This window comes from Emticicia sp. (assembly GCF_043780375.1).
Taxonomy (GTDB): domain Bacteria; phylum Bacteroidota; class Bacteroidia; order Cytophagales; family Spirosomataceae; genus Emticicia.
Genome location: NZ_JAYWCU010000245.1, coordinates 1 through 14,863 on the forward strand (window position 1 = coordinate 1; position 14,863 = coordinate 14,863).

Below are 14,863 nucleotides of genomic sequence, written 5' to 3' on the forward strand. Positions count from 1 at the left end.
TACCCCACTCTGTCTTTTTTTGCTAAAAATTAAAATAATACAATTTGAGTCAAGTTATCTTAAAATAATTATACTTTAAACCCGTAATTCGCATAAGTTATTAAAGCTGATAATACTCTACTAAATCAGTGTGCGTAACTAAAGTTATTAATAAAAAAAGCCTGATATTTCAATATTGAAATATCAGGCAATGTTGGTTTTGAATGTTATGTTTTATTAAAACCTCAAAGTCTTAGGCAAATATTTAGCTACCAAATCCTCATAATAAGGTCTTAAAGCCTTGGCATCTGGCTGCACAGGCACTTTTGAATACAAATCATAAGGATTAAATTTATCTACCCATTTGAACATTTCGTAGTCGTGAGCTGTCATCAAATGACCGTAGGCATCTTCACGGTGCTGTGGGTAAAATGAGTGGTAACGAATCATATAAAGAGCTGGCTCTGGCAAATAATTTTTCATCATTTGGTACAGATATTCGTCATGTCCCCACGATAATTTTACATTTTCAAGTCCACAATTGGGCTCATAAATACCATATTTTGTATTATATCTTTCGTCTTTTGAGTCAGGATTTGCTTCAAAAAATTCAGGATAAACAATTTTGTCGGAATGTTGGCACCCAACGGCAAAAGTATCGCCTACAACCGCCCATTGTGGCTCACCGAACAAACACAAAACCTTGCCTAAATCGTGCATAAAACCTGTCAAAACAAACCAGTCTGGATGACCGTCAGCTCTAATGGCTTCCGAGGTTTGTAGCAAATGCTGAAACTGGTCAAGATTTGTATCAGGGTCCGAATCATCAACCAAAGTATTCAAGAAATCAATGGCATCCCAAATTGACATTTCACGTTTATCGAATTTCAAGAATTCTTTTTCTTTCTGAACCACAAAATCATAAGTCTGATAAGTATGATTTAAACGATAAAATTCCCGCACAGTATTTACTCGCTCCGAGTCTTCATAATTACGGTATTCTTGCTTAGTTTTTTCTACGTTTTTAGGCTCTGGATACCTTACGAGTAGGTCGTCTTCCCATTCTTCAATGCTTGCTAAAGGCGAAATTTCTTTTTCAGTGAATTCCATTGTATGTCTTTTTTTGAATTATTGAACGTTTTTTCTTGAAAACTATCAAATACTATGCAATAAAGTAATAAAATCTATAACATTTTACATAAAATTTACGCAAACGTTTGAAATCGTTTCAAAAAAGTAGAGACGTTGCAATGCAACGTCTCTACGACCGTCTCTGCAACGTCTCTACGACAGATTTGTGAATTAAATCAATATCCTTGATTCTGTTTTAGATAGCCAGGAAGGTTTGATGAGCCGTCGATGGCTGTTTGAGGAATTGGGAATATTCTTTTCAACTTATCAGTATTGGTTTTTTCAGTCCAAGTGCCTTCATATTTCCCAAAACGTATCATATCGCTACGTCTAAGCATTTCCCAGTAGAACTCAAAACCACGCTCTTTGAACAAAATATCCAATGACATGGCTGTCAATGCTGGAGGAGGCGAAGTTCTTGCCGCTCTTACAAAGTTTACGTCTGCCAAAGCACCAGCGGCATCGTTACTTTTACGTAATTTTGCTTCAGCACGCATCATGTAAACATCTGCCAAACGAATAATGACAATGTCGGCATCACCAAAGTTTCTACCACTAACAGATTTCTTGCTGAACTCATATTTCTCAACTCTGAAACCTGAGCTATAATCACTTCCTGCGGTGGTAAAATCAACTTTTTCAGTGAAAACAACAGGTACAGTTGGTCTGTTACGGGTATCATTGAAGAGTTTGCCAACTTTAAAGTTTTTACCATCAGGGCATTTCAAGAAAACGCCATTTTTTCTAATTAAACCATACTGCTGACCTCTCAAAATACCTCTGTTGATATTAAAATTGACATCAGATACGCACGAATCGGCTGGGTTTGTGTAAATCGACAAATTTTGCTTATGAAATCTTGGGTCGGCTACTGCAGGGTCTTTTGGTGCATATTGGTCAACCCATGTACGATAAAAATCAGATGTAATGGCAGGACCATCAGTACCGTTGGCATTTGGGTAAGCAGGAAGCGGGAATTGGTCGCCCGATAACGAGAAATACGCCATACGGTTATGTCCATTCAACTCAGCTCTTTGGTCAATTGCAAAAATCAACTCTTGGTTTGTATGATTGTCTGAACCAAAAATTGAGAAATAATCTGGCGATAATTTAAACTGACCAGAGCTAATTATTTTGTCGCAATATTCGGTTACTTTGTCCATTTCTTCTGGTTTGAAGGTAGGAACTCCATAAATATCGCGATAAACAGCGGCATTCATGTACAAACGAGCTAATAATCCCCAAGCAGCACTTTTAGACAAACGACCAGGTCCTACAGAAACATCTAAATCTGGCTCAACGGCAAGAAGCTCGTTTTTGATATATTGAAAAGCCTCTTCTCCACGGATAATTTTTGATGTTTCGCCGATGTTTTCTTTCACAAATACCAAACCGAAAAGGTCGAGTGTAAGCATCGAATAATAAGCACGCATGCCTCGTGCCTCAGCCAAATAAACCTTTGCACTTGGGTCATTGAGCGTAGGAAGCGTATTGATTGCCGTAATAGCTCTCGATATTCCTTGCAAGATTAGATTCCAAGTATTTCTAATATTCGGGTCAGTGCTTTGGTAAGTGTGCTGGTGCATAGCAAGATAAATACCATTATCGCCCCAGTCGGTGCCGCCACGGTAAGGTAAAATTGCCTCATCAGTCGAGATTTCTTGAATAGCAAAATAGTTGGTATGCAAGAAAATATCAGGAAGACGAGCGTACACAGGAGCAATAATTCCGTCGGCAGCTTGTTTGTCGGTCAGTTTAGCGGCCGATAGTGTTTCGTCCAGAATTTCTTCTTTCAAGTCGGTGCAACTCTCCAATACGGCGAAGCTGCACACTAATAATAACGAATATATTTTCTTTTTCATTTGAGTATTTTTTATGATTTTAGCTATTTTTGATTAGTTTTTAAAGATTTTTATTCCAAAACCTAAATCCTAATACCTAAAAATTTTAGAACGAAACATTTAGACCAAATACAACAGATTTTGCTTTTGGATAACTTAAATAATCAATACCATACGACGAAACACCGTTGATGGTACGGTCGGTATTTACTTCTGGGTCATAGCCATTGTATTTCGTAATGACGAAAAGGTTTTGACCTGTAACCGATAATCGTAACGTTGGAATATATTTGTCGATACCTAAAGCTCTTGTATTGAAATTATAACCCAATGCCAAGTTATTGAGTCTCAAAAATGCACCATCTTTCAAGAATCTTGTCGAAACGGGAGCTGCATTATTGGTTGATTCATTGGCAAACTGTACTGCCTCTGGCGTTGTATTAATTCCTTTCGATAATCTCAATTTATAGAAATTTGAGTTGGCGGTATTATCATAAATTTTATTCCCTCTTACGCCGTTAAAATTAACTATTAAATCGAAACCTTTGTAATTTACGTTTCCAAAGAAATTGTATTGCATTGTTGGTAAAGCACTTCCTGCTGCGATTCTGTCTTTATCGGTTACAAGTCCATCGCCATCAGTATCTCTATAAGTACTTAGACCTTTGTCGTCAAATCCTGTAAAATCTTTCAAGAAAAATGTGCCGATTGGTTCACCATTAAGATAACCATTGATGGTTGCCGAAGTCAAACCCGAACCCGAAGCACTTCCCGAAGGAATAACCGAATAAGGTGAGTTATTTACTACGTTTTTGATGAAAGTAATGTTTCCACCGATGCCATAATTAAACCCAATTTTTGTTTTTTGACGATAAGCTAATTCAATCTCTAAACCTTTATTCGTAATAGTCATGTCGTGCACATTTGTCCAGAATGTACCTGCTGGTTGAACAGGGTCAGATGGAATTACTTCTAATAAAATATCATTTGAAATTTTATTGAAATAATCAACCGAACCTGACAAAGCACCATTCAAGAAACCAAAATCAAGACCGATATTGGTTTGAGATGAAACTTCCCATTGAATGTCTGGGTTTGCCAAACGAGTATAAGTAGTTCCTGCAGGAAAAACGTTGGTTGAGTTGAGAGGGTAACTCGTACCGGCTGAAACCTGAGAAGTAAACAATGCCTGCGTAATTTTTGAAGGAATTTCCTGATTACCTGTTTGTCCCCAACCAGCTCTTATTTTCAAGTTGCTAACAGGTGATGATTTCATAAATTCTTCTTCCGAAATTCTCCAACCCGCTGCAAACGATGGAAAAACGCCATATTTATTGTTCGCACCAAATTTCGATGAACCATCGGCACGAACTGTTGCTGTAAATAAATATTTGTTTTTAAATTGGTAGTTTACTCTTGAAAAAAACGATTGAAGTTCGTTTTTGAGAGCATACCCCGATGGCCTATTATTTGCCAAAGTCAATTCTTGCCCTAAACCAGGATTATAAAGTGGCTCGATATCTGAAATTGGGAATTTATTGATACTTGATGAACGCCCTTGAAGGAAAAACTTTTGATATGAATGTCCTGCCAGTGCTGTAAGACTATGGTCTTTCCAATCGTGCGAATACGTAAGATAGTTTTCGATAAGACTATTGCTATTATTTGCATAAATTGTTTCGAGACGACCATCTTGTAAAGGAACTGCATTTGGCAATGATTCTAAATCACGAACTGAATTAGAATTGTCGATGCCGTAATTCAAACGGTAAGTTAAATCTTTAGTGATTTTGAGTGATGGAGAAATGTTTCCTATCAAGCGATTAGTACTGGTAATGTCTCTTTCTAACTTCAAGCTAACCAAAGGATTAACCAAGTTTGGATATACTGCCGGATTTCCATTGGCATCATACGCAGGATAAGTTGGGTTGGTTGAAATTGCATTTCCGAGCATTCCACCAATCGGTGGACGAGTGTTTTTAGTAAATGATGCATTTAAGTTTACATCTACGCTTAGGCGATCTTCCCAGAATTTTTGACTTACGTTAATTCTACCAGTATAACGATTCAAATCATTGTTTTTCAAGATTCCTTCTTGCTTTTGAGAGCCAAATGAGGCATAATAAGTCAATTTTCCTGCACCACCACCCAAAGTCAAATTATGATTTTGCGTATATGCCGTACGAGTAATTTCTTTTTGCCAATCGGTATTGCCTTTTAAATCTTCTAAAACACCGCCTACACTCGGTACCGCTTTGCGATATTCGTCGGCAGAATAAACTGGCAATGCACGAGCGATTTCAGAAATACCCACACTTGCCGAATAGTTTAATGAAGAAGCACCTACTTTACCTTTTTTGGTTGTAATCAAGATAACGCCATTTGCTCCACGAGAACCATAAATGGCAGTTGCCGAAGCATCTTTCAGTACATCAATTGATTCAATATCTTGAGGATTCAAGAAAGTCAATGGATTCATCGCTCCACCAGTTCCCGAATTATCTAAAGCCAAACCGTCAACCACAAAAAGAGGAGTACTGCCAGTACGAACACCGCCCGGACCACGAATCGTAATTCCTTGTGCCGAACCTGGCTCTCCACTCGCCGAAGTAACATTCACACCAGCAACTTTACCTTGCAATAATTGCTCAGGTGAATTGATGATACCTTTGTTGAACTCTTCACTTCTAACCGATTTTACAGCACCAGTTATGTCGGTTTTTTTTGCTGTACCGTAGCCCACTACCACCACCTCGCTCAAAGTTTTGCTATCTGAGCTTAATCGAATATTTAGTTGAGTTTGACTACCCACAACCACTTCTTGAGCTGTGTAACCAACATAACTAAAAACCAAAACCGACTTACTATCAATAACAGCAATTGAAAAATCGCCATTAACGTCAGTAACCGCACCTTTTGTGCTACCTTTTACGCTAACACTCACACCTGGAAGTCCGTCGCCAGATTCTGCATCAGCTACTTTACCTTTGACTGAAATATCAGCAGGGTTGATGTTGCCTTTTGCAAAGCCTATATCTACACACAGGAGCGTGAAGAATAACTGAAGTACAGCAATTCCCATGATTTTGGAGAATAATCTGTTTTTTTGTAGTTTTTGATTCATTTTTGTTGACTGTTTTTGATATCTTTTTGAGGAATTTGAGGAAGTACATATTTAAATGAATTATTGAAATTTATTTAAAATGTTGAAAAGTAATCGGACTTTGGGTTGGTTTTTTAGCCTGTCATTTATTAGGTTTTATTTTAATTATATATTTGGTAAGGAATGAACTCAATTTTAAAAGCCACAAAAGTACGATTTCAGCATTACCACAATATTACCAAAATGTTACCTTTATTTAGCTTACCTTGAATGTTTGAAGAGTGATTAATTTATATTTGGTGTTTTTAATATTTTATTACTTTAGACTGCATTATACTAATAAATAATTAAATTATTTTAATATTGAATTACGCAAACGTTTGTAATCGTTACGCAAACGTTTGCAATTGATACCTCTAATAAATGCGTGTCGCCTAATAAAATCAAGTATTCACGCATTTTTTGGAATAAACAAAATTTACTTTTTTTTCTTTTGGCAAAAGTTCTCAATAAATATTTGAACAGCCAATTTCGTCTTTATTAAATTTTTTTAAAATAAAACGAGTAAATAATTTATTAAAATTATTTTTTGCATTAACTTCATCACTTCAAACTATTCAAGCCCTATAACACATCAATAAACATGGAATCTTCTCGACGGAAATTTATTAAAAATGTCGGAGCTGCTTCGGCTTTATTAACAACCGATAGTTTTGCCAAACCTTTCAATATCATCAAAAGTCTAAGTATAAGTCCCAACGACAAGATACGAATTGCGACCATAGGTATGGGTATTCAGGGGAATTCTGATACAAAATCTGCTTTAAAAACGGCTGGTGTTGAGTTTGTCGCAGCAGCAGATTTATATGATGGTCGCTTAACACGAGTAAAAGAAAACTATGGAAAAGACATTTTTACTACACGTGACTACCGTGAGATTTTGGCCCGCAAAGATATTGATGCAGTATTAGTGGTTACACCCGACCATTGGCACGATAAAATTACGAAAGATGCTTTAGAAGCAGGAAAATCGGTCTATTGCGAAAAACCAATGGTACAAAAAATAGACCGAGGCAGAAGCGTAATTGATGCTTGGAAGAAATCAGGAAAAACAATGCAAGTCGGTAGCCAACGAATCAGCGGGTCGGTTTTTGAAGAAGCCAAACGCATGATTCAAGCAGGTGATGTAGGAGAAATCAACTTTATAGAGTCAAATAATGACCGTTTTAACGCAATCGGGGCTTGGAATTATACGATTCCCACCGACGCTTCTACACAGACAGTCGATTGGGATACTTTTTTGGGAACTGCTCCTAAAATGCCATTTGATGCGACAAGATTTTTTCGTTGGAGAAACTACAAAGATTACGGAACGGGCGTAGGTGGCGATTTATTCGTGCATCTCATTACGGGTGTACATTATATTACAGGCTCGTATGGGCCAACTCGTATTTTGTCTTCGGGTGAACTAAGCTACTGGAAAGATGGTCGTGATGTGCCAGATGTATTGGTTTCGATTTTGGATTATCCAAAAACCGAGCAACATTCACAATTTCAAATGGTATTGCGTGTGAATTTTGGCAATGCTGGTGCAATCAAAAACAATACTCGAATTATCGGAACAGAAGGACAAATTGATCTAATGGATAATGCTTTGGTTTTGAGCAAAAAGAAATTACCAAAAGCCCCAGGCATTGGCGGATATGATAGTTTATCTACATTTTCGGAGGAAGAACAAAAGAAATCAAAAGCAGCGTATGACGCAAAATATTTGGACAATGACCGAAAATCTGAACCTGTAAAAGAAGTTAGATTTGATGCTCCGAAAGGCGAAGATGTTCACGCAAACCATTTTGCCAATTTCTTTGAAAATGTCAAAAAAGGAAGTCAAGGAACAATCGAAGATCCAGTTTTTGGTTTTCGTGCAGCTGCTCCTGTTTTGGCTTGTAATGATAGCTATTTCGAGCAAAAAATTATTCATTGGGATCCAATTGCAATGAAATTAAAGAAAAAATAAAAAAGTATCCTAATCAAGAACTAAAATCAAATACTATGCAATCTTCCCGTAGGAAATTTATTCAAAATGTTGGTGCGGCCTCGGTTTTGTTAGCAACCGAAAGTTTTGCCAAACCTTTTAATATTATCAAAGACCTAAAAAAAATTAGTCCAAATGACAAAATTCGTTTTGCTACGATTGGTTTAGGAATTCAAGGAAATTCGGATACAAAAGCAGCTCTCCGAAATTTAGATGTTGAGTTTGTAGCGGCAGCCGATTTGTACGATGGACGCTTAGTTCACGGCAAAGAAACTTTCAATAAAGACCTTTTTACGACACGAGATTACCGTGAAATATTAGACAGAAAAGACATTGATGCCGTAATCGTTGCTACGCCCGACCATTGGCACGATAGAATTAGCATTGCCGCTATGAATGCAGGTAAACACGTTTACTGCGAAAAACCAATGGTACAGCACATTGATGAAGGTCGTGCTGTGATTGAAACTTGGCGAAAAACAGGTAAAACTATGCAAGTTGGAAGTCAGCCAAGTAGCGGTGCTGCTTATGCCGAAGCCCAAAGGTTGATGAAATTGGGCGAAATCGGTGATTTGAATTTTATCGAAGCAACTTACGACCGTTATAATGCTTTGGGTGCATGGACATATTCAATTCCGCCCGATGCGTCAGCACAAACAATTGACTGGGATAGGTTTTTGGGTGATGCTCCACGTCGACCTTTTGATGCTACTCGCTTTTTCCGTTGGAGAAACTACCGTGACTATGGCACGGGCGTAGCCGGCGATTTATTTGTACACTTAATTACTGGTATGCACTTTGCTACTGGGGCAATCGGGCCAGAGCGTATCTTTTCTTCGGGCGAATTAAGCTACTGGAAAGATGGTCGTGACGTGCCTGACGTAATGGTAACGGTGTTGGATTATCCTGAAACTGAAAAACACACGAAGTTTCAAGCGGTATTAAGAGTAAATTTTGCGAATGCGGGAGCAATTAAAAACGTCACTCGTATTGTAGGTACAGAGGGCGAAATTTTGTGGAGTGCGGCAGGTTTAACGCTTACCAAAAGAAAATTGCCAAAAGCCCCAGGTTATGGTTCAGGTGAGAGTTTTGCGACATTCTCGGATGCCATGCAGCAAGAATTTAAGAAAGAATACGATGCAAAATATGCAGAGGCTGACCGAACTGCCCCTGCCGTGCAAGAAATAAAATACGAAACACCAAAAGATGATGATGCTCACGCCAAGCATTTCAAAAATTTCTTTGATAATCTCAGAAAAGGTAGCCAGGAAACTTGCCAAGACCCAGTTTTTGGCTTCCGTGCGGCGGCTCCTGCTTTGGCTAGTAATCTTAGTTATTTCGATAAAAAAATCATCCATTGGGATCCAATTGAGATGAAAATGAAGAAGAAATAAAAGTACTAATCTCGCACTGAAAAATATTCGCCACGAAGTAAAGCTTGGTGAAACTCTGTGGTTCAACGCCAATACCTTTCTTTGCATGAACTATTTTTAGTTTCTTTGCAGAAATTTTCCAACAAATAAATAATATAATGATTAAAAAGACTTTAGTTCTGATTTTATTGCTTTCGTTTTCATCACAAACATTCGCTTGGGGACCAACGGGGCATCGGATAGTGGGGCATATTGCTGATTCTTATCTTTCGTGCAAAGCTAAAAGGAATATCCGTAAAATTTTGGGCAATGAATCAATCGCAATTTCCAGCAATTGGGCAGATTTCATTAAGTCAGATACTTCGTTCAAATACTTAGATTCTTGGCATTATATCAATATCAAATCTGGTTTTAATAATGCCGCTTTTACCGAATATTTACAGAAAGACACAGGAACAGATGCCTACACAAAACTCGTTTTTTTGATTAGTGAATTGAAAAATAAGCAAAATTCGCTTGAAAAGAAACAATTCTACCTCAGATTACTCATTCACATTGCGGGCGATATTCATCAACCCATGCACGTGAGTCGTGCCGAAGATTTGGGCGGAAATCGAATCAGAGCTTTTTGGTTTAGCGATGCCACAAATTTGCATGCTTTGTGGGATAGTAAATTGATTGATTTTCAGCAACTGAGTTATACTGAATATTCGGCAAATATCAATTATGTAACAAAAAAGCAAAGACGTGAGTGGCAACAACAACCCATGACCGAGTGGTTTTTTGAGTCGTATCAATTGGCCGATAAACTTTATGCTGGCATCAAACAGCCAGAGCCAAGATTGAGCTATCGCTATAACTTTGATAATGTAGAAATGCTCAACCAACAACTCCTAAAAGGTGGCGTAAGGTTGGCAGGCTTGCTGAATGAGATTTTTAGGTAAGCACTTTTGATAATTTAACTTTTACCTCATACGCAGGTAAAAGTTAAATTATCAATTTATCAATATTTAGCCCTACAATTCTCATTGCTTCGTATTCTATTTCAACAATATATTCGGTTTCGTCTTGACTGAAATATTCATTGTCCCATTCATTGAAATAAAGTTGTACTTGGGTTTGTAAGTTACTCACATTGGCGACAAGTTGGCGTATCAAAAAATCAGTAAATCGCTCAACTTCTTTGTGCATCCGCTCCACCGTCGAACTTGACGAAGGGACGAGTTCACGGTCTTCCCAATCATCCAAAATAAATCTTTCTTTGAGTTTGTATGCTTCTAATTGTTCAATTTTCTCTTGATTCAACATTTTCTAATTTTAATAATTTACTCAAAATTAGTCAAAAATTGGTAATTTTGGCTCATTAAAATTGAACCCATCTATGAGATTATATTTTACAACAATATTATTTTGCCTAATTTTACTCACCGCTCAATCTCAAAATCCTAAAAGAGAATTTCGAGGAGCTTGGATTGCTACCGTCGGAAATATAGATTATCCATCAAACAAAACCCTCACCACTGCTCAACAGCAAGCAGAATTTATCAAATTGCTCGACCAACACCAACAAGCAGGCATCAATGCTGTAATGGTGCAAATTCGTACCAATGGCGATGCTTTTTACCCTTCAGAACTTGCTCCTTGGGCAGAATGGCTCACTGGCAGACAAGGAAAAGCCCCCGAGCCATATTACGACCCAATGGCTTTTATGCTTGCCGAATGTCGAAAACGAGGCATTGAGTTTCATGCTTGGTTCAATCCTTATCGTGCAGTTTCTAACGTAAATACTTCTTTTTTAGATGCTAAACATGTGGCTTTGAAGCATCCAGAATGGCTTTTGCCTTACGGAAATTTGCGAGTTCTTGACCCTGGAAATCCAGAAGTTATCAAACACGTAACGCAAGTAGTTATGGAAGTTGCTAATAAATATGACATTGATGGCGTGCATTTCGACGATTACTTTTATCCTTATCCAACCACTGGTTTGACGCTCAACGATTCGACAACTTATGCCAAAAATTCAAGAGGAATTTTGAAAAAAACTGACTGGCGAAGAGATAATGTAAACATTTTGGTAAAAACAATTTCGGATACTTTGAAATCGGTAAAACCTTGGGTGAAATTTGGTATTTCTCCATTCGGAATTTGGCAAAACAAGTCATCGGCACAACCTTTGGGTTCGGCTACTGGGGGTTTAGAAAGTTATAATGACATTTACTGTGATTCAAGAGCATGGCTGCAAAATGGTTGGGTGGACTATATCGCTCCCCAAATTTATTGGAACATCGGTCTTGCTGTTGCCGACTTTGCCATCTTAGTTCCGTGGTGGGCAAATAATGCTTTCGACCGTCATTTGTATATTGGTCATGCGGCCTATCGCATCAATGCAAGTGATAATACGACTTGGCAAAATCCTACTCAAATGCCCAATCAAATTCGCTTGAGCCGCAGTAATGCGAAAGTGCGAGGGAGTATTTTTTACAATACTAATACGCTAAATAAAAACCTTCTTGGTTTTCGAGATTCGTTGATTACTAAATTTTATAAAACGCCATCACTTATGCCTACGATGGCTTGGAAAGATGCGGTTGCTCCGAATGCCCCACAAAATTTGACTGTAAATTTGACCAATATGGGCTTACAACTCAAATGGAATAAGCCTTCGGCTGGTACAACAGAATTAGAAAAAATAAGAGGATATGTAGTCTATCGTTTTGCTAATAACGAAGCCGTGGATATTAACAAAACGGAGGCAATTCGGAGTATTATCACAAAAGATACCACTGCTTTTTTTGATGCTGAAACTTCTCCACAAGCACTGCGATATTCCTATGTTATTACAGCAATCGACCGACTGCACAACGAAAGTATTCCTTCAAATACTTCAAGTATTGTGGTTATTACGGGCATTGAAGAAGAAAATTTACAAACTAAACTCTCACAAAACTTTCCCAATCCTTTTTCGGATTTTACTAAAATTAATTATCGTTTAGCTAAAGCAGGAAAAGTTTCGCTCAAAATAAGAGATTTCATTGGCAGAGAACGAATTACGTTGTTGGATGAATGGAAACCAGCTGGAAATCATAGCATCGAATTCAATAATCAGATGCTCAATACTGGTATTTATCTCTATGTTTTAGAAACAGAAGAAGGTATTTTTAGTAAAAAAATGGTAGTGATTCGCTAATTATTTTTTGTTAATAAACCAAGCCCAAAAGATTAATACGAACTGAATTGGTAGACGAATCAATGCCATTTGATGACTTCCGATGGAAGGGTTATCTTTGAAAACATCAATGATGTGTAGCGGCAAAAAAACCAACATTATTATCAATATTCCGAGTGTTGCCATTGAGCGGAAGCGTGAAGTAAAAACACCAACGCCAAAAATAATTTCTCCAAAACCAGCTAAATAATTGACAAGCACATTTGGCAAAAAATCAGGAATAAAAGGAGCATACATTTCAGGATTTATGAAGTGATTTATTCCAGCGATAATCATAATTACTCCGAATAGAAATGTTAAGATTAATTTTAAGTTTTTCATATCTTTTGTATTAAGGTCTGTAAATGTATTGAAATTTATGATGAAGTTCACAAAAAGAGCGAATCTACCAACGGCAGATTCGCTCTTTTTATAACTATGTCACGTCTTAAATTATAAATTCATTTTCTTCAACTCCGACACAGCAAAATCTGCCGCACGGGCTGTTAGAGCCATATAAGTCAATGAAGGATTTACGCACGACGAAGAAGTCATGGCAGCACCATCGGTTACAAATACATTGCTTGCTCCCCAAACTTGGTTATTTGCATTCAAAACTGATGTTTTCGCATCACGACCCATGCGAGCCGTTCCCATTTCGTGAATGCCAATACCAGGATTTGGAGTTGGATTATTATAAGGATTGATGTTTTTGAAACCTGCAGCCTCCAACATTTCAGCTGCTTCGTTCATCATTGCCACACGCATTTTCAACGCATTTTCGCCCCAAGCTGCATCAAACTCAACTACGGGCAAGCCCCATTTGTCTTTATTGTCAGACAATATAAATCGATTATTTGAATCAGGAACAGTTTCACCAAAACCCCCAAGACCCATTGACCAAGGGCCAACTTGCGTCATTGATTCTTTGAAATCTGCACCAAAACCATCAATCGAGCCGCCACGTCCCCAAGTTGAGCGACTTGCTCCACCTTGATAACCAAATCCACGCACAAAATCACGTTTTTTGTCGCTTCCCCAGTTCGTAAAGCGAGGAATATAAAGACCGTTGGCACGACGACCATAATAATACATATCTTCCATGCCATCGAAAGTTCCTGAAGCACCTACAGATAAATGGTGATCCATGATATTTCTGCCCAATTGGTCAGATTCATTTCCTAAGCCATTAGGATGAGTCGTAGATTTTGACTGCATCATAATCCAAGATGAATTAATAGAAGAAGCATTTAAGAAGATTATTTTTGAAAAATATTCATATTCTTCTTTTGTATTTTGGTCAATGGCTTTTACACCAACTGCTTTTCCTTTTTCGTCATCAAATATTACTTGGTGAACAATTTTATCGGTTGTCAAAGTCAAATTTCCAGTATTATTTGCTGCAGGTAAAGTGCCAGATTGCGTACTAAAATAGGCTCCATAAGGGCAACCACGCATACAAGCGTTACGATATTGACAAGATGAACGACCTAAATCAGTTTGAATTTTGGTTGGAGCTGTCAAGTGAGCCGTACGACCAATAGTTACGGCACGACCACCAAATTTTTTATTGATTTTTGATTTGAAATCTTTCTCCACACAGTTCATTTCCATGCCAGGTTGAAAATTACCATCGGGCAATACATCTAAACCTTCTTTTGTACCACTTACACCAATAAAACTTTCTACATGACTATACCAAGGAGCTAAATCACTATAACGGATTGGCCAGTCAACGCCGTGTCCATCTTCAAGATTTGCCGTAAAATCTTTTTCGTTCAAGCGATAACTTTGGCGACCCCACATCAATGAGCGTCCGCCCAAGTGATATCCACGAATCCAGTCGAAACCACGTTTTTCTAAATACGGATTTTGCTTATCGTTTTCAAACATATTGCGGTGTTCTTCTCTGCCAGTATAACCTGTGCGAACACTTGCCCAATATTCTTCTTTTGCCATGTTGTCCATGTTGCCACGGTGCGGAAAATCCCAAGGGTTTTTCATCGCAGTATCATACCCTTCTACGTGCTTAATTTCTCTTCCTCGCTCAATCATTAACACTTTTAAGCCTTTCTCACATAACTCTTTAGCAGCCCAGCCGCCTGATATTCCTGAACCTACAACGATAGCATCGTAAGTCATTTTTTCTTTTTCTTTACCTTGAATATTCATCAGATTGAATAGTGTTTTTTGTCT

General features: G+C 37.9%; 10 protein-coding genes. 4 read left to right on the forward strand and 6 right to left on the reverse strand.

Annotated features, from left to right (window positions below; genetic code table 11):
* Positions 1-216: 216 nt before the first annotated feature.
* The 3 genes from ACH2CJ_RS18430 to ACH2CJ_RS18440 form a co-directional block, all read right to left on the reverse strand.
* Positions 217-1,089 carry an inositol oxygenase family protein gene (locus tag ACH2CJ_RS18430; protein WP_394995053.1) on the reverse strand — a complete coding sequence of 291 codons (873 nt, stop codon included), beginning with the start codon at positions 1,087-1,089 and terminating at the stop codon, positions 217-219.
* A 197-nt stretch (positions 1,090-1,286) separates the two neighbouring features.
* The gene (locus ACH2CJ_RS18435; RefSeq protein WP_394995055.1) at positions 1,287-2,972 is read right to left on the reverse strand and encodes a RagB/SusD family nutrient uptake outer membrane protein; all 1,686 of its coding nucleotides are present in this window, start codon (positions 2,970-2,972) and stop codon (positions 1,287-1,289) included.
* A gap of 85 nt (positions 2,973-3,057) precedes the next feature.
* Positions 3,058-6,075 (reverse strand): SusC/RagA family TonB-linked outer membrane protein, encoded by a 3,018-nt coding sequence (locus tag ACH2CJ_RS18440; RefSeq protein ID WP_394995057.1) that lies wholly within the window; start codon positions 6,073-6,075, stop codon positions 3,058-3,060.
* A gap of 622 nt (positions 6,076-6,697) precedes the next feature.
* Between ACH2CJ_RS18440 and ACH2CJ_RS18445 the strand changes: the two genes are divergently transcribed.
* The 3 genes from ACH2CJ_RS18445 to ACH2CJ_RS18455 all read left to right on the forward strand — a co-directional run bounded on the left by ACH2CJ_RS18445 (position 6,698) and on the right by ACH2CJ_RS18455 (position 10,406).
* On the forward strand, positions 6,698-8,071 hold the full coding sequence (locus ACH2CJ_RS18445) for a Gfo/Idh/MocA family protein (RefSeq protein ID WP_394995060.1): 1,374 nt from the start codon (positions 6,698-6,700) through the stop codon (positions 8,069-8,071).
* Between the two features lie 35 nt (positions 8,072-8,106).
* A complete protein-coding gene (locus ACH2CJ_RS18450) occupies positions 8,107-9,483 on the forward strand; it encodes a Gfo/Idh/MocA family protein (protein ID WP_394995063.1) in 1,377 nt (458 codons plus the stop codon).
* 137 nt (positions 9,484-9,620) lie between these two features.
* Complete coding sequence (locus ACH2CJ_RS18455; RefSeq protein WP_394995065.1) at positions 9,621-10,406, forward strand: S1/P1 nuclease; 786 nt, start codon at positions 9,621-9,623, stop codon at positions 10,404-10,406.
* Between the two features lie 43 nt (positions 10,407-10,449).
* Here ACH2CJ_RS18455 and ACH2CJ_RS18460 read toward each other — a convergent pair whose 3' ends face one another.
* A complete protein-coding gene (locus tag ACH2CJ_RS18460) occupies positions 10,450-10,770 on the reverse strand; it encodes a hypothetical protein (protein ID WP_394995068.1) in 321 nt (106 codons plus the stop codon).
* Between the two features lie 73 nt (positions 10,771-10,843).
* On the opposite strand from ACH2CJ_RS18460, the gene ACH2CJ_RS18465 reads away from it, so the two are divergent.
* Positions 10,844-12,649 (forward strand): family 10 glycosylhydrolase, encoded by a 1,806-nt coding sequence (locus tag ACH2CJ_RS18465; protein WP_394995070.1) that lies wholly within the window; start codon positions 10,844-10,846, stop codon positions 12,647-12,649.
* Here ACH2CJ_RS18465 and ACH2CJ_RS18470 read toward each other — a convergent pair whose 3' ends face one another.
* The gene (locus tag ACH2CJ_RS18470) at positions 12,650-13,009 is read right to left on the reverse strand and encodes a hypothetical protein (protein ID WP_394995073.1); all 360 of its coding nucleotides are present in this window, start codon (positions 13,007-13,009) and stop codon (positions 12,650-12,652) included. It abuts the gene before it with no gap.
* A gap of 111 nt (positions 13,010-13,120) precedes the next feature.
* Positions 13,121-14,839 (reverse strand): GMC oxidoreductase, encoded by a 1,719-nt coding sequence (locus ACH2CJ_RS18475; RefSeq protein ID WP_394995076.1) that lies wholly within the window; start codon positions 14,837-14,839, stop codon positions 13,121-13,123.
* Positions 14,840-14,863 lie beyond the last annotated feature (24 nt).